This is a genomic window from Stenotrophomonas sp. 116085_Sma (genome assembly GCF_056479585.1).
On record NZ_CM151057.1, the window covers coordinates 2,176,055 to 2,190,683 of the forward strand.

Consider the following 14,629-nt stretch of genomic DNA (forward strand, 5'->3'; position numbering starts at 1 on the left):
GCTTTTGGCCGGAGCCGAGCGTGGCTCGGCTCTACAATGGCACGCGACGGCGCTACTCCTTCGGCGTCTGGCGCGGCTTGCGCGTGCGCTTCGGCTTTGCGGTGTCACCACCACTCGCGACACCATCCTGCAGTGCCTGCAGCCATGACAACGTGTCCACGTAGTCGATGAAGTGGCGCAGGTAGCCAGGGCTGGTCGCCTGCATCGTGTCCAGCATCCGTTGCACCAGCACCGCCGAGTTCAGCGGGCCGCCGTCGGCGGGGGCTTCAGTGCGCAGCGAGCGGCGCACCTGCAGTTCGGTGCGCAGCTCCGACCATTCGCGCTGCACCTGCTGCAGCATCGGCACCTGCGGGTAATGCGGCAGCGAGCGCGACCCCGCATCGAGGTCGCGCACCAGGGCGCGCAGGCCATCCAGCGCTGGCGGCTTACTTGGCATCCGGGGCCTTGGGCTTGGGAATCGGCGCGATCTCCACGCGACGGTTGCGTGCGCGGCCTTCCTCATTGGCATTGGAACTGACCGGCTGCTCGCTGCCGAAGGCGGCGGCGAACACGGCGTCCGCGGGCACGCCGTCGGCAATCAGGGTGCGGGTCACGGTCAGCGAGCGCTGCGCGGAAAGCTCCCAGTTGTCGGCGAAGCGGCGGTTGCCTTCGCGCACCGGCGCGTCATCGGTGAAGCCGCTGACCATCAGGATCTCTTCGCGGCTGCCCAGGTAAGCGGCCAGCGGTGCGGCCAGGCTGCGCAGCAGCTCCTGGCCTTCCGGCTGCAACTGGTCGGAGTTCAGTGCGAACAGCACGCTGCCGCTGATGCCGATGCGGCCATCGACCAGCGTCACCCGGCCAGCAGCCAACGGGCCGGCCAGTGCCTGTTCCAGGGTCTGCAGGCGCTTGGCTTCGGCCTGGCGCTGCTTCACTTCCTGGTCCAGCCGCTGCGACAGCTCCAGCTGCACGGCGACCACCCCGACCAGGATCAGCACGAACGCGCCCAGCAGCACCGACATCAGGTCGCCGAAGGCGGCCCAGATCGGGGCGTGTGAGCCGCCATCGACCTCCAGCTCGTCGCTCATGCGCTGCCGGCCTTGCCGCGGCGCGTGGCCAGCTGCTGCAGTTCTTCCATCACCTGCTTCTGCGACAGCAGGCTGAGGTCGACCACCTCGCGCGCCTGCGCCACGTAGTAAGCCAGCTGCTCATCGCTGCGGGCCAGCGAGGCATCCAGTGCACCACCGATCTGTTCCAGGCGGCCGGAAAGCTCGGTGGCGGCACTGCCGAACTGCGCGACCGCTTCACCGAAGGCGCCGGCGAGCTGGCCGACGTCACCGGCGCTGCCGTTGAGCGCTGCGGCGATGCCGTCCAGCTTCCCGGTCTCGGCGGCGATATGGTCGGTGAAGCGGTTGCCGACGCGTTCCAGCAGCTCGGCCGAGCCGCCGACCAGCGCGTCCACCGCCGTGCGCTGCTCGTGCGAAGCATGGTTGATCGCATCGAGCAGGGTCTGCACGGTGGCCAGCAGGCGGCCGCGTTCTTCCAGCATCGCGTTGTCGCGCACCAGGCTTTCAGAGAGCGTGCTGCGCAGCTCGTTGATGACGTCGGCTGCGGCCTTCGGTGCGGCGGCAGCGGTCTGCAGCAGGGTGGAGACTTCGGCCAGCGTGGCGCTGGCCTGTGCACGACCGTTCTCGCCGATCTGCTGTGCGGTCGCCGCCAGCGTGTCGCAGACCTGCTGCTGCTGCGCAGCCAGGCGTTCGCCGTTGGCCTGCAGGCGCTCGGCCAGGTCGGAGGAAACGTGCTGCAAGGCATCGCTCCAGCGCTGCAGGCGCTGTTCGTCGCCGGCCTGCAGCTGCGCATGCAGCGCGGCGTGGGCTTGCTGCAGTTCGGCGCCGACCGCGTCCCAGCGCGCCTGGCGCTGCTGTTCGCGAGTGTCCAGGCAGGCCTGCAGTTCGGCGTGTGCGGTTGCGGCGGCAGCCTGGGCGGCCTGCCACTGCTGCGAGCGCTGCTGTTCGTGGTCCTGCAGCAACGACTGGTTGGCGTCGTGACGCTGCTCAAGTGCCCGCAGCAATGCCTGCGCATGCTCGTCCAGCTGCTGGCCGGCCGCCAGCAGCGCCTGCTGCTGGCGCTCGACCAGCGCGCTGTTCAGAGCCTGCTGCTGCTCGATGGCGGCGCGCCAGGCCTCGGCGTTGCCGTTGGCATCGACCTGCAGGCGCTCGCCGATGCGCGCGACCAGCGCTTCGGCCTGCGTGCCCTGGCCATCGCTGAAAGCCTGCAGGTGCTGGCGCAGATCGTCCACCAGGGCCTGCTGTGCCTGGCTCTGTTCACTCACCACCTTGGCCCAGCTGGCTTCGGTCGCAACGCGGCTGCGCTCGAAACCGTCGCTCAGGCCAGCCAGCTGCTGCTGCACGGCCTGCTCGACGCGGGCGTGCAGTGCTTCGCTGTGATGGGCCAGGCCAGCCAGCGTGGTCTCGGCCATCGGCTGCAGCGCACCGCCGATGGCGGCGGCGCTGGATTCGGCGCCTTCGCGCAGCGACTGCTGCAGCGAGACCGCCAAGCGCTCCTGAAGCGCCTGGCTCTGGGTCAGGAACTCGGCCTGGCCGGCCAGCAGGCGCTCGTTGGCGGCCGTGCTGTGCTGTTCAAAGGTCTGTGTCATCGCCTGCAGGCGGTCGACCAGGGCAGGCAGGGCGGCAGACTGTGCCTGCAGCAGGCGCAGCGACTCGGCACGCTGCCAGGCCTGCGAGTACGGATGCAGGTCGCCTGCAATGGCCCGGTCCAGCTGCTGCACGGCCTGCAGGCGGTCGCGGCGCAGCAGGGTGGCCAACAGGCCGAGCATGGCCGAGCTGGCCACACCGGCGATCGAGGTACCGAATGCCACCGCCAGGCCCTGCACCGGCGAGGCCAGCGAGCCGCGGATGGCGGCCATGTCGGTCGCGCTCTGCAGGGCTAGTCCGGTGCCACGCAGCGTGTCCATCATGCCCAGCAGGGTACCGAGCATGCCCAGCAGCACCAGCAGGCCGACCAGATAAGGGGTCAGCACCGGTGCGGGCAGGGCGATGCGCTCGCCTTCCACGCGCAGGCGCACGGCGTTGCGCAGGCCTGCCGGCACGCGCTCCAGCCAGGGGGCGAGGCTTTCCTTCGCGCTGGACAGGTCGTTCAGTGCGGCGCGCAGGCCGTTGCTGGCCTGGCGGTAGCGGTACAGCTCCACGCCACCGGCGATGTAGCAGGCCGCGATGATCGCCGCCACCGCTGCACCCAGCGGATGCACCGAAACGTAGCCAATGCCGATCCAGCACACGGCCAGCAGGCCGACAAGGAAGACAACGACATGGAAAGCAGTTCTGGACATGGTGTTCCGGTCAGTGGGAGCGCAGGGCGTCTTGCAGCCCTTCGATCGGGTGGAAGCGCAGCTGCAGCTCGGCGAGCAGCAGCGTGCGCATGTCATGGCGGAAGGCCGTGCGCCAGCCGGGCTGGCCGTGCACGCGTTCAAATCGGGCGCCGAGCACGGCCGGCGCAGTGGCCAGCAGGCTGTGTTCGCGCGGGGTGAGGGTCTGTTCCATTACCGCGTCGACCTCGGCCAGTCGTGCCAGCTCGGGTGAAACCTGCACCAGCTGGTCGCGCAGGCGGCCGCGCAGGCGCCCGGTGGCAGTCTGGATGGCCTGCTGCAGCACCCGGTAGCGCTGGCGCAGCGAGGCGAAATTGGGGGCGGCGGCGGCTTCGGCCAGGTCCAGCAGGCGCTCGGCCTCGGCATCCTCACTGATCGAGGCGAGCAGGCTGGCGTGCGCCTGGGTGCAGTCGGCCAGTACATCCTCGACCGCTTCGGCGGCTTCACCGGGTTCGGGCAGGCGTCCGCCGAGCGCCCCGGACAGGGCCACGGCACGGCTCCAGTCCACCCACTGGCCGAGGCGATCGGTCAGGGCGGGACTGCTGGCCGGCATCGCGCCGTCGCTGAGACGGGCGAGCAGGCGGAGGAACTCCGGTCCACCCAGGACCGGCTGCGCTGCGTTCGCCATCAAGGGGTGAGGGGCCAAAAACCGTTGATTTTACAACCAGATGACCCGGCCTGGATGAAGGCGGGTCCGGGGGGAGGGCACCCGCAGGCGCGACAGGGCTTAGAATGTCCGGCTGCACCCATCCGTTCGACCCCTGGAGTTCCCCAATGACTGTTGCGCAGTTCTACCCGATCGGCACCCCCGGCCAGCCCTGGGGCGACGCGGAACGCGCACAGTGGCGGGCCCGCCAGCAGCGCCAGCGCAGCTACCACGACGACGTGGTGGCCGCGCTCGAGCGCCTGGACGACAGCTTCGATGTGATCCAGTACGGCCAGCTGGACTATGCGCCGGACCATTACCCGCTGTTCGCCGTGGTCAACCACGACTGGAACCCGGCGCTGCCGACCGCGCTGATCACCGGCGGCGTGCATGGCTACGAGACCAGCGGCGTGCACGGCGCCCTGCAGTTCCTGGAACAGCAGGCCGAGCGTTACCTGGGCCGGCTGAACCTGATCGTGGCGCCGTGCGTCAGCCCGTGGGGCTACGAGCGCATCCAGCGCTGGAACCCGGACGCCATCGATCCCAACCGCAGCTTCCGTGACGGCGGCCAGATCGTGGAAGCCGCCGCCCTGATGGCCTGGGTGGCCGAGCGCAAGCCGAACCTGCTGGTGCACCTGGACCTGCACGAGACCACCGACAGCGACCTGCACGAGTTCGATCCGGCGCGTTGTGCCCGCGACGGCAAGCCGTTCGAGCGCGACACCATCCCGGATGGCTTCTACGTGATCGGCAACAGTGAAGATCCGCAGGCCGAGTTCCAGAAGGCATTGATCACCGCCGTCGCCCCGGTCACCCATATCGCCCCGGCAGACGCCGAGGGCAACCTGGTCGGCCTCCCGCTGCAGTCGCCGGGCGTGGTCTGGGGTGAGTCGCGTTCGATCGGCGCCTGCGCCGGCTTCACCGACGCACGCTTTGCCACCACCACTGAGGTCTACCCGGACAGCCCGCGCACCAGCCCGCAGGAATGCAACGACGCCCAGGTGGCGGCGGTGTGCGCGGGCCTGGATTTCGCCCTGGCGGCGCAGTAACGCGCCACGTTCCGGGCAGCGACCGGCATCAGCCGGCGCCGTTCTTTGGCCGGCGAGGTGGCCATCGATGGCGAAGGCGAGGCGCGGCATCCGGCGAACACATCCAGATCGCGCCGGTACACCGTGCTGTTGACTCCGAACAGGCCCAGCAGCGAGTGGAAGAGGTTGTCGTGGCTGTGCGCCCGGTGCAGGGCATTCTGGTGCAGGCAGGCCAGGTCCAGGCCTGCGTTGCGGCCGAAGTCCGGTGAAAACCACATCACCATCGGCACCTGGGTCTGCTCGCGCGGGGCGATGAAGTAGGGCGTGCCGTGCAGGTACATCCCGCGTTCGCCCAGCGACTCGCCATGGTCGGACACATAGATCAGTGCGACATCACGCTGGTCCGCATAGCCCTGCAGCAGGTCGATGGCCTTGCCCAGCAGGTGGTCGGTGTGGACCAGGGTGTTGTCATAGGTGTTGACCAGCGCCTCGTTGCTGCAATGCTGGATCTGGTTGCTGTCGCAGGTCGGGCTGAAAGCCCGCGACGCTGCGGGATACCGTTCAAAGTAGGTCGGCCCATGACTGCCGAGCTGGTGCAGCACGACCAGGGCGTCACCGTTCATGGCGCCAATGCGTGTTCCGAGCTGATGCAGCAGCACCTCGTCGTAGCAGGTGCCGTCGGCGTTGACGCATTGGCCGGCCACCTTCAGCACGGGCATGTCTTCAGTTGGCACGCGTTCGCACACGCCCTTGCAGCCGCCATTGTTGTTGTTGCGCCAGAGCACGCTGACGCCGGTGCGCTGCAGGATGTCGAGCACGTTTTCCTCGGTTGCTGCGCGTACATCGTCGTACTGGCTGCGGGTCATCTGCGAGAACATGCACGGCACCGAGATCGCCGTTGCGGTTCCGCATGAGGAGACATCATTGAAGCTGATGACGCCTTCCTTGCGCGAGAGCCGGGGATTGGTCGCGCGTGGGTAGCCGTTGAGCTGGAAGTTCTGTGAGCGCGCGGTCTCGCCGACGACCAGGATCACCAGCTTCGGGCGCGGGCCTGGTATTCGCCGTGCGTCCATGCCGATCGCGCGCAGCGGTTGCTGGCGGGTGCTGTAGAGGCTCTTCAGATAACTGTGGGTATGCCGCACCACGTTCAACGGCAGCAACTGGTCGCGGATGTAGCGGTTGTTGCGAAGCAATGACGAATAGTCCTTGTAGAACGCAAAGCCGATCGCCAGCAGCACCATCATGGATACCAGGACGTTGACTGGCCACACCAGGAACGAACGTATCGAGCCCGCCCCGCTGGCGGTGCGCATCAGGACCAGCCCGGTCGCGGGCAGCCCGCCCAGCGCCAGCAGGGTCAACAGCAGTGGCAGCGACAGATAGGCGTTCAGTTCAGCCTGGTTGGTCTCGAACACGTTCTGCACCATGCTGCGATCGATCAGCACGTTGTAGTGCAGCATGAAGTAGCTGCAGGCGGCGCTGACGACAACGAGCAGCACCAGCAGCGGCCTGCGCAGGAACGGCAGTGCCAGCAGTGGCGTCAGCAGCAGGTTGAACAGGCAGAAAAGCGCCACCGGCAAGCTGGCCAGGAACAGCACGCTGCGCAGGCTGTTGAGGTCGATCAGCCCCCACAGCGTCTTCCAGAGGGCGATGTTTCCAATCGTGGTGAAGAACAGTGCGGTGGCCCAGACCAGAACGATCGGATGGGGCCGTGGAAAACGGCGGCGTTGACGCACGAGCAGGTTCCGTGGAGTGGGAGTGCGCGCAGTATCGAAACCGCTTTATCAGGAAGTTGTCAGGTTGGGCGGACTACCCCAGCAGGATCACGCCCCACACCGCGCCCACCATCAACAGTGCGGTGGTCTGCGCGGCGCTGCCCATGTCCTTGGCGTTCTTGGACAGCGGATGCTGTTCCAGCGAGATGCGATCGACCACCGCTTCGATCGCCGAGTTGAGCAGTTCCACCAGCAGGCTGATGAAGCAGACCGCCAGCACCAGCGCCCGTTCGAGCTTGCTGATGTCCAGCGCGAACGCTGCAATGATCAACAGCGCGTGCAGAAGCAGCAGCTGACGAAAGGCAGCTTCGCCGCGGAAGGTGGCGATGAAACCATCGCGCGAATGGATGAGGGTATGGAAGATGCGGCTCAGGCCGGTCTTGCCGTGCGGGTACTTGCCGCTGTCCTTGGGGTGCTGCATGCCGTTTCCGCCGTGAAGTGAGCAATCCCCAGCATGTGCACGCGCGCGTCAGGAAACCGTCAGATGGGCCACTCCAGGCTGAACCGGCAGCCCTGCTGCGAGGAACACACCGTCATCCTCCAACCGAGGTGCTCGACGATGCGCTGCACGATGGACAGCCCCAGTCCCTCGCCACTGTGCGGGCTGCCGGGCACGAAGCGCTGGAACTGCCGTGGATCGATGCTGGAGGGCAGCCCGGGTCCGGTGTCAGCGACGATGAGTGCAGTGTCGTGGAGGGTGATCCGCACTTCGCCGTTTTCGGTGTACTGGCAGGCGTTGCGCAGCAGGTTCCAGATCACGCTGTGCGCCAGATCCGCGTTGGTGTCCAGCTCGGCGTCATGCCGGGCATCAAGCGCAACGATTACCGGCTTTCCGGAAATCCAGGGCCGGCAGCGCTCCATGCAGGATTCGATCAGCGGACGCAGGGCCACCTTGTTGCGCGGCACGGTACTGGGTGCGCGTGAGAGCAGCAGCAGGCAGGTCAGCTGGCGCTGCATCTCCTGGGTGGTGCGCAGGATGCGCTGCGCGCTGGGAACCAGGTGGCTGTCGGCCGGAAGCTGGCAGGCGAGCGTCTCCGCAGCACCGCCGATGATGGCCAGCGGCGTGCGCAGCTCGTGGCTGGCATCGCCGCTGAAGCACTGTTCGCGATGCAGGAACCGTTCGAGCTCGTCACTGTGTCGGGCGAAGGCGCGGGCGAGTACACCGATCTCGTCGCGCGCGTTCTGGTAGGGAAAGGGCTTCTGGCCGTCCTGCACCGCGTCCGCCAATCGCGTGATGGGCGCGATGACGTGCGTCGCTACCTTCCGGCCGATCAGGAAGGCGCCGAGCACGCAGATCGAAATGACCAGTGCCGCAAAGGCATTGATCAGATGTTCCAGATAGGCATAGTGCGCTGCGTCCTGCAGCAGGTAGTAGCGCTGGCCGCCGCTGTCGAAGACGCTCAGGTGCCACTCGTTGGGCGCCTCTTCGCCGTGATGGCCCGGGCCGTACTGGCGCAGCACCACAGGCACGTTGCGGGCATCGTACAGTGCGCTGCCAGACGGCAGGGCGGGGCGTTGGCCACGAGCCAGTTCGTCCTGCAGGCGGTGTACTTCGCTGGCCTGGGTGCGTGCAACGACGACGGCACGGACCTGGTCGTAGTCGACTTGTTCGGCCAGCACGATGAAGCCCATTGCTCCGGCCATCAGCAGCACGAACGAAATCGTGATGCGGGTGCGAAGGGTCAGGCGGCGGTAGAGGCCTGCCGGGGTCACGCCTGCATGCGCCAGCCGACGCTGTGCACCGTAGTGATCAGCGCGCTGTCGAAGCTGCGGTCCACCTGCAGGCGGAGTTCGTGGATGTGGGTCCGCAATGCTCCGCTGTCCGGTGGCTCGTCGCCCCAGACCAGGTATTCCATCTCCTGCTTGCGGACCACGGCGGGCGCCGCCCGCACCAGGCACATCAGCAGCTTGTGCGAAGTGGGCGTCAGCGCAATGCAGCGGCCTTGCCGCCAGGCCTGGGGCGAGCGCGTGTCCACCTGCAGGTCCTTCCACGCCAGAACGCTCTGGACCTGGCGACCCTGTGCCCGTCGTATCAGTGCCTTGATCCGCGCATCCAGTTCTGTCAGCGAGAACGGTTTGACCAGGTAGTCGTCCGCACCCATTTCCAGGCCCTGAACGCGGTCTTCGACCGGGTCGCGCGCGGTCAGCATCAGGATCGGAACCGGATTCTGGAACTCCTGGCGCAGCTTCCTGCACAGGGCCATGCCATCCAGACGCGGCAGCATCAGGTCCAGCAGGATGGCGTCGTAATCATTCTGCGTGGCCCGGCGCAGGCCGCTGGCACCGTCGCGGGCATCGTCCAGCACGTAGCCCAGCGGCTCGAAGAAGGCGTACAGATTGGCAACCAGCTCGGGGTTGTCTTCGATGATCAGCAGGCGGGTCATGGCGTGCGTCCTTGCGCGTGGCCGAACTCTGCCCGATCTCTTGCCGGATGCCAATGCCCTGGCTGAATGGATCGCAATCGGCAATCGGCAATCGGCAATCGGCACTCACCGCCCTCAAGCGACGTTCAATCGGCCGGGCTGCGTGAGTCGCGGATCGAATAGATCACCGAAAAGATCTTCCAGCCCTGTTCGGTGCGGATCAGCTGCCACATTTCCTTGCCCCAGTTGGTCTTCACCCCATCGTCGTTGAAGCTGTAGTCGAACGACACCGAGGCCACGTCGCCATCCGTCTCGATCTTGGTGTTGGAGAATGTCTCTTCTTTTGGCTTGGGCGAAGCCACCGCTCCGTCGATCAGCGCGATGAAGTTGTTGGTGGGAATCTGCCGAGCCTTGATCGCATCGGGCTTGGCCTTGCGGATGTCCTGCAGGCGCGCGTCCTCGGAAACATACTGCCAGCCGATGTCTTCCGGCTTGTCCGAGAAGAACAGGCCCATGTAGGTCGGCTTGTCCTTGTTGATCAGCGAGGTGCGGAACGATTCGACCACCTGTTCGATGGCCTTGACGTCGGCGGTGGCGTTCTGTGCGGCATAGGCCGACAGGCACGCCGGAAGCAACAGGGCGAGGGCAGTGAAGCGTGCGCGTGCGTTGGGCATCATGGGGTCCTCAGGGGGGAGTAGGGTGGCGCTGGCGCATCACCGCGCGTAGGTTCGCCAGAAGAGCACGCGGCCTTCGGTCCTGTTGATGGCGACGAAGACTGACTTTCTGGATTCGGGCGCGCAGCGAAAGACGCGGTACGACGCACTGAGCGTCGCGTTGCCAGGCCACCAGTGTCGATTGAATGCAACAGGATTACTGTTGTTGAATGTGGTCGCCTGGCAATCCGCAGGAAGCTGCAGTGGTATCGCAGGGGGCTTGGCGAAGGCCAGCGCGCTGGTGTTTGAGTCGAGGTCGTGCACTTCGCGCAGGTCGGTCGCTTCGTGGGGCACCCAATCGGGAATCCATCCCTTGTTCACCATGTCGGCGTCGATGGCCTGCTGCTGGGTGTCGAACGAACTGTCCATCACCAGGCTGCAGGCGCTGAGCATCGTGCAGACTGCCAGTGCAAGAGTGCTTCTCATCCCGTTCCTGGCAACGGCTGTAACGCTCGTGTTCATGCTGGCATGGGCTGCCATTGAGCTATCGGGTCAGCGCGTCGAACAGGCGATTGCGGTCCGCATCGCTCATCGACCAGCCCTGTCCGAGCGGGGCCATGCGAACGGATTCGGTCCGGCCGCAGGCGCGGTACTGCCAGGTCTCCGAGCCATCGGGCTGGGCTTCCACGTCGATGCCCTCCAGGCGCGCGCACTGCAGCCGGGCCAGCGCCATCGGCGCGAAGTGCAGCATGTAGTGCTGTACCCGGTCGGCCGGCATTGCCGTGCCGGCAGGCAGCGGGTGGGCCGGGCCGTACTCGGCGAGCAGGCCAACGCAGGTCGCTGCGGCGGACAGGGGATTACGACCGAAGGCGCGGGAGGCATCCCGCTCCACACTCTTTCCCAGAGTCTTGCCTTCCTTGCTGCTGGCATAGACCTCGGCGGCCTGCAGTTGCGCGGCGTCGAGTGTCGATAGCCAGTGCTGACGGCCCTCCTGCAACTGCAGTTTCAGGCCGGGTAGAGTCTTCTGGCAGCGCACTGCGATCGCCTGCGTCTGCACGAAATCCTGCCCACGATCGCCCGGCGTTGCGGTCGCTGTTGCCGCCGCTGGGGCAACAGCGAGGGCCATGCAGGCGATCACCAGATTCCGTCCCATTCCATTGCGCATCCTGCACCTCATGGCGAGTTTGACGGCGCACGCTAGCACGGATGACGGGCGCCGCAACAGGCCGGTTTGACGTTGAGGAAGGTCTGCGAGGATGATGCGCGGGCGCGCGGCGCAGGAGGGGATCTGTCAATGAGGACACTGATGTGGGGGCTTGCCGGCCTGTTCTTGGCGTACGTGGCCGGTTGCTCGGCGATCTCGGCGTGGCATTCCCACGCGCTTGCCTCGGTCCCGGTCGGGGCGAGCAGGGCCGAGGTACTGCGGGCGCTGGGGCAACCTGACGTGGTGGAGCAGGCCGGTGTTCCCTTTGCGCGCTATGCGAGCAGTGGATGCAGTGGTCGCTGTGCGCAGCGATGGTGGTATGAGAACCGGCTGGGCCTGGATACCGAAGCCTGGTCGGTAGAGCTGGATGCTTCCGATCGCGTGCTCGCAGCGTCGCGCTGGACATCACCGTAGAAGACCGCGACGAGCGCATGCGCATCCACCGTCCTTTCATATTTATCGCAAGCCTGGCCCTGATGGCGTGGTGCACGTTGATGGGCATACTGGTGCTCATCTATGGCTTCGACGGGCAGGGCCTGCGCTGCGGCAGGCTGTGCTCACTGGAGGTCTCCATCCGCCTGCTCTTTGGTGATCGGGGATTCGAAATACTGGTGGCGATGGGGTTATTTGCCACAGCGCTGATGTGCGGGCGTACCGCACTGCGGGAGGGCATGCATGCCGGGCGGCCACGGAGGCAGGCGGGGCGCCGTGGGCGCAAACACCGCCGACCGGGGCGACCCCTGTCGTAAGGTGTCTGCACCGAGGTAAATAGCTCAGTGTGGGACGCTGCAGGTCGCTTCAGCGATGCAGCGCGTCAATGATCAACCCGGTGGCGATCTCCACCAGCAGGTACTCGCTATCGGACTGGCGCACCCAGCGCCGGTCGCGGCCCGGCTCGCGCAGGTCATAGCGCGCGTAGTCGTCCACCCAGTAGCGGCGGTCCACTTCGGCCCAAGGCAGGCGGTCCCCACGACGCCAGGCCTTCTTCTGCCAGCCCGGCGGCGGCGCATCGCGGTTGTGCGGGCCGCCTGCATGCGGCGGCGGGCCGTTGCCGCGGGCGTGGTGCGGCGGATCGGCGAAGGCGGGGGCCGCAGCCAACGCGGTAGCGGTGGTCAAGGCGATGGCAAGCAAACGTGTGGTCTTCATGGATGTGCCTCCGTCATGGCCGCAGCATGCGGCGCTGTGGTGGGAATATAGGGCGGAGAGCGTGAATGAATACGGGTGTGCGCGGCACTTTCCTGAACACACGGCGTGACGTGCAGTCGCCGCCCTTGAACGGATCAACGGGCTCCGCCCGCGGCCGAATCCGTTGCGGCCCAGCCTCCGCCCAACGACAGGAAAAGATCCATCTGCCGGTCAATGCGCTCCGCGCGGGAGGCGGCCAATGCGGACTCCGCATCTGCCAGCGCGGCCTGGGCCGAAAGCACGTCGAGAAAATCAATCCTGCCGAAACGGTAGAGTTGCTGTGCCTGCCCGGCGGCCCGCGCTGCATCCCAACGTGCCTGCGCCAGGCTGTGCTCGCGTTCAAGCTCCTGCGTGCAGGCAGAAAGCGCAGTCTCGGTCTGGCGAAGTGCCTGCAGCACTGCGCCGTCAAAGGAAGCAAGAGCCGTATCTGCATTGGCACCGGCCGCTGCGATGCGGGCCTTGACCACGCGGCGGTTGGGCCAGTGCCATGACAGCAGCGGCCCGACGCTCGCCCCGAAACTGTCGGCGGAAAGCAGCTGCCCTCGCGTGCCTGCTGTGCCCAGGGATGCGCCCAAGGTGACCCGCGGATAAAGGTCTGCGGTCTCCACGCCGATCATCGCCGTGGCCGCCGCAAGGCTACGTTCCGCAGCACGTATGTCGGGGCGCCGCTGGAGCAGCTGCCAGCCGTCACCGATCGGCAGCGCCTGCTGCAGCTCAGGGGGCTGGGGGCAGGTTTCCGCCTCCCTGGGATAGTCTGCCGGGACCCTGCCCATCAGGGCGGCCAGTTCGAACAGTGCGGCCTGGCGTTCCGCCAGCAGGTGCGGTATCCCCGCCGCGCTCCGGTTGACTGCGGCTCCGGCACGGCTGACATCGAAGTCCGTTCCGCGCCCGCCCGCAGCCAAGCGACGGGTTGCCTCCAGCGTGGCGCGCTGTATCGCCAGCACCTGCCGGGTCGCAGCGAGCGTGTGATTGCTTGTGCAGATCTGGAGATAGGCACGGGTGACGGCAGCAGCGACGACCACGCGGACCTGGTCCCGTGCCGCAGCGACGGCCTCCGCGTCCGCATTGGCGGCTTCGATGCCGCGGCGGATGCCGCCTGCTAGATCCAGCGGATAGGAGAGGTGAAGGCCCAGCGCATAGGATTGCGGTGCGGCCGACGCCTGGGTGTAACCACCGGCATGGGTGAGCGCGCCCGATGCATCCACGTCGGCCTGCACGGAACTGCGCGCGCGGTACTCGGCCACGGTTGCACTGGCGCGCCGAAGGTTGGCATCGGCGGCGCGCAGGTCGGTATTGGCCGCCAGTGCTTCGCGTACGTAGGCGTCAAGCTGGGGGTCGCCATACAGTTGCCACCATCGATCCGGTGGCGCGTCGCGGCTGAACGGTGCTTCCTGGCCCGAGACGAACGCCCGCGCCGCCTGGGGGGAGGCCGCGAACGCATTCGCAGGCAGGTGATAGTCGGGGCCGGATACGCAGGCCGTCATGGGGAGCAGCAGGGCAAGCAGCCCACCGCGTAGTGTTCGCACGCTCACTTGCAGGCTCCCGGCGCCGAGGGCGTGATGGTCACACTCGCAGTGCGACCCACGATCAGGCGGGTATCCGACGGCGCATCATCGATGCGGATGCGTACCGGGATGCGCTGTGCCAGCCTCACCCAAGTATAGGTTGGCGCCACGGCCGGCAGCAGATTGTGCGTGCTTGAGCGCTGATCGTCGGCAATGCCGGCGGCGATGGTGTCCACGTGTCCGCGGACGTCGCGGGTGTCGCCCATCAGCTGGGCCACGGCGGCATCGCCCTCGGTGATGCAGCCCAGTTTGGTTTCCTCGAAGTAGCCCTCGATGCGCAGGCTGCGGGTGTCGATCAACGCCAGCGCCTGCGCGCCCGGTTGCAGGTAGTCGCCCGCATGCAGGTCCAGGTTGGTGACGATGCCATCGGTGGTCGCGCGCACCTCGGTGCGTTGCACGTTGAGCTGGGCGACGCGCTGTTCGGCCCGTGCCTGCGCCAGGGTGGCCAGCTCGGTATCGACCTTGGCGGCATTGCGTTCGCGCGTTTCCGACGCGACCAGGTTGCCCAGTGCGTTGTCCCGCGTCGATTCGCGACGGGCCAGCGCCAGCGTGGCATGTGCGCTGCTGACCGCTGCGTCGGCCTTCTCAAGCGCGGCAGCGAAGCGTGGCTGATCCAGCACCAGCAGCAACTCTCCGGCGCTGACCCGCTGGTTGTCGTGCACCAGCACCCGGGTCACCAGTCCCCCCATGTCCGACGCAACGCGAACCACATCGGCGCGCACCCGCCCATCCCGCGTCCAAGGGCGCATTTCGTAACGATTCCAGAGGGAGAGCGCGGCAGTCGCGGCAAGCGCACACACGGCCAGTGTTGCGCTCCAGCGGCCGATGACAGCAAGCAGGTGTTTCATT

The 14,629-nt window shown here is 67.0% G+C and carries 17 protein-coding genes; 3 read left to right on the forward strand and 14 right to left on the reverse strand.

What is annotated here, in order from left to right:
• Positions 1-52: 52 nt before the first annotated feature.
• Genes ACZK0Z_RS10210 through ACZK0Z_RS10225 form a run of 4 tightly spaced genes read right to left on the reverse strand, consistent with a single transcriptional unit; the run spans position 53 to position 3,989 of the window.
• Positions 53-436: a DUF2894 domain-containing protein gene (locus ACZK0Z_RS10210; protein WP_197633109.1), complete on the reverse strand. Its 384-nt coding sequence runs from the start codon at positions 434-436 to the stop codon at positions 53-55.
• Positions 426-1,064, reverse strand: a complete 639-nt coding sequence (locus ACZK0Z_RS10215) for an OmpA family protein (protein ID WP_005409939.1) — start codon at positions 1,062-1,064, stop codon at positions 426-428. Before ACZK0Z_RS10215 ends, ACZK0Z_RS10210 begins: the two co-directional genes overlap by 11 nt.
• Positions 1,061-3,325: a DUF802 domain-containing protein gene (locus tag ACZK0Z_RS10220; protein ID WP_414489315.1), complete on the reverse strand. Its 2,265-nt coding sequence runs from the start codon at positions 3,323-3,325 to the stop codon at positions 1,061-1,063. Before ACZK0Z_RS10220 ends, ACZK0Z_RS10215 begins: the two co-directional genes overlap by 4 nt.
• 10 nt (positions 3,326-3,335) lie before the next feature.
• Positions 3,336-3,989 carry a DUF3348 family protein gene (locus ACZK0Z_RS10225; RefSeq protein ID WP_049428010.1) on the reverse strand — a complete coding sequence of 218 codons (654 nt, stop codon included), beginning with the start codon at positions 3,987-3,989 and terminating at the stop codon, positions 3,336-3,338.
• Between the two features lie 146 nt (positions 3,990-4,135).
• Here ACZK0Z_RS10225 and ACZK0Z_RS10230 point away from each other — a divergent pair, with 146 nt between their 5' ends.
• Positions 4,136-5,056 (forward strand): M14 family metallopeptidase, encoded by a 921-nt coding sequence (locus ACZK0Z_RS10230; RefSeq protein WP_049428008.1) that lies wholly within the window; start codon positions 4,136-4,138, stop codon positions 5,054-5,056.
• On the opposite strand, the gene ACZK0Z_RS10235 is transcribed toward ACZK0Z_RS10230, so the two are convergent.
• From ACZK0Z_RS10235 to ACZK0Z_RS10265, 7 genes are all read right to left on the reverse strand, one after another.
• Positions 4,960-6,771, reverse strand: a complete 1,812-nt coding sequence (locus tag ACZK0Z_RS10235; RefSeq protein ID WP_478449590.1) for a phosphoethanolamine transferase — start codon at positions 6,769-6,771, stop codon at positions 4,960-4,962. The genes ACZK0Z_RS10230 and ACZK0Z_RS10235 overlap by 97 nt on opposite strands.
• Positions 6,772-6,844: 73 nt before the next feature.
• Entirely contained in the window at positions 6,845-7,231 is a 387-nt protein-coding gene (locus ACZK0Z_RS10240) for a diacylglycerol kinase (protein WP_049428003.1), read from the reverse strand.
• Between the two features lie 59 nt (positions 7,232-7,290).
• On the reverse strand, positions 7,291-8,523 hold the full coding sequence (locus ACZK0Z_RS10245) for a sensor histidine kinase (protein WP_197633112.1): 1,233 nt from the start codon (positions 8,521-8,523) through the stop codon (positions 7,291-7,293).
• Positions 8,520-9,194 (reverse strand): response regulator transcription factor, encoded by a 675-nt coding sequence (locus ACZK0Z_RS10250; protein WP_197633113.1) that lies wholly within the window; start codon positions 9,192-9,194, stop codon positions 8,520-8,522. The genes ACZK0Z_RS10245 and ACZK0Z_RS10250 overlap by 4 nt, the downstream gene beginning before the upstream one ends.
• A gap of 125 nt (positions 9,195-9,319) precedes the next feature.
• Positions 9,320-9,850: a nuclear transport factor 2 family protein gene (locus ACZK0Z_RS10255; protein WP_197633114.1), complete on the reverse strand. Its 531-nt coding sequence runs from the start codon at positions 9,848-9,850 to the stop codon at positions 9,320-9,322.
• A 36-nt stretch (positions 9,851-9,886) separates the two neighbouring features.
• Positions 9,887-10,255, reverse strand: a complete 369-nt coding sequence (locus ACZK0Z_RS10260; protein ID WP_285310373.1) for a YbbD-related protein — start codon at positions 10,253-10,255, stop codon at positions 9,887-9,889.
• A gap of 115 nt (positions 10,256-10,370) precedes the next feature.
• Complete coding sequence (locus ACZK0Z_RS10265) at positions 10,371-10,964, reverse strand: hypothetical protein (RefSeq protein ID WP_238378697.1); 594 nt, start codon at positions 10,962-10,964, stop codon at positions 10,371-10,373.
• Positions 10,965-11,120: 156 nt separating this feature from the next.
• On the opposite strand from ACZK0Z_RS10265, the gene ACZK0Z_RS10270 reads away from it, so the two are divergent.
• Both ACZK0Z_RS10270 and ACZK0Z_RS10275 read left to right on the forward strand, forming a co-directional pair.
• Complete coding sequence (locus ACZK0Z_RS10270) at positions 11,121-11,444, forward strand: hypothetical protein (RefSeq protein WP_197633115.1); 324 nt, start codon at positions 11,121-11,123, stop codon at positions 11,442-11,444.
• A gap of 17 nt (positions 11,445-11,461) precedes the next feature.
• Positions 11,462-11,779 (forward strand): hypothetical protein, encoded by a 318-nt coding sequence (locus ACZK0Z_RS10275; RefSeq protein ID WP_100443830.1) that lies wholly within the window; start codon positions 11,462-11,464, stop codon positions 11,777-11,779.
• Positions 11,780-11,828: 49 nt separating this feature from the next.
• On the opposite strand, the gene ACZK0Z_RS10280 is transcribed toward ACZK0Z_RS10275, so the two are convergent.
• From ACZK0Z_RS10280 to ACZK0Z_RS10290, 3 genes are all read right to left on the reverse strand, one after another.
• A complete protein-coding gene (locus ACZK0Z_RS10280; protein WP_197633116.1) occupies positions 11,829-12,176 on the reverse strand; it encodes an RcnB family protein in 348 nt (115 codons plus the stop codon).
• Between the two features lie 134 nt (positions 12,177-12,310).
• On the reverse strand, positions 12,311-13,747 hold the full coding sequence (locus tag ACZK0Z_RS10285; protein WP_197633117.1) for an efflux transporter outer membrane subunit: 1,437 nt from the start codon (positions 13,745-13,747) through the stop codon (positions 12,311-12,313).
• Positions 13,744-14,628, reverse strand: coding sequence for an HlyD family secretion protein (locus ACZK0Z_RS10290; protein ID WP_197633118.1), 885 nt, complete (start codon positions 14,626-14,628; stop codon positions 13,744-13,746). Before ACZK0Z_RS10290 ends, ACZK0Z_RS10285 begins: the two co-directional genes overlap by 4 nt.
• Position 14,629 lies beyond the last annotated feature (1 nt).

Bases quoted from the DNA above. Each gene is read 5' to 3' on its own strand.
- ACZK0Z_RS10215 (WP_005409939.1), bottom strand. From the start codon at position 1,064: ATGAGCGACGAGCTGGAGGTCGATGGCGGCTCACACGCCCCGATCTGG.
- ACZK0Z_RS10240 (WP_049428003.1), bottom strand. From the start codon at position 7,231: ATGCAGCACCCCAAGGACAGCGGCAAGTACCCGCACGGCAAGACCGGC.
- ACZK0Z_RS10220 (WP_414489315.1), bottom strand. From the start codon at position 3,325: ATGTCCAGAACTGCTTTCCATGTCGTTGTCTTCCTTGTCGGCCTGCTG.
- ACZK0Z_RS10270 (WP_197633115.1), top strand. From the start codon at position 11,121: ATGAGGACACTGATGTGGGGGCTTGCCGGCCTGTTCTTGGCGTACGTG.
- ACZK0Z_RS10230 (WP_049428008.1), top strand. From the start codon at position 4,136: ATGACTGTTGCGCAGTTCTACCCGATCGGCACCCCCGGCCAGCCCTGG.
- ACZK0Z_RS10225 (WP_049428010.1), bottom strand. From the start codon at position 3,989: ATGGCGAACGCAGCGCAGCCGGTCCTGGGTGGACCGGAGTTCCTCCGC.
- ACZK0Z_RS10290 (WP_197633118.1), bottom strand. From the start codon at position 14,628: ATGAAACACCTGCTTGCTGTCATCGGCCGCTGGAGCGCAACACTGGCC.
- ACZK0Z_RS10280 (WP_197633116.1), bottom strand. From the start codon at position 12,176: ATGAAGACCACACGTTTGCTTGCCATCGCCTTGACCACCGCTACCGCG.
- ACZK0Z_RS10255 (WP_197633114.1), bottom strand. From the start codon at position 9,850: ATGATGCCCAACGCACGCGCACGCTTCACTGCCCTCGCCCTGTTGCTT.
- ACZK0Z_RS10210 (WP_197633109.1), bottom strand. From the start codon at position 436: ATGCCAAGTAAGCCGCCAGCGCTGGATGGCCTGCGCGCCCTGGTGCGC.
- ACZK0Z_RS10275 (WP_100443830.1), top strand. From the start codon at position 11,462: ATGCGCATCCACCGTCCTTTCATATTTATCGCAAGCCTGGCCCTGATG.
- ACZK0Z_RS10260 (WP_285310373.1), bottom strand. From the start codon at position 10,255: ATGGACAGTTCGTTCGACACCCAGCAGCAGGCCATCGACGCCGACATG.
- ACZK0Z_RS10250 (WP_197633113.1), bottom strand. From the start codon at position 9,194: ATGACCCGCCTGCTGATCATCGAAGACAACCCCGAGCTGGTTGCCAAT.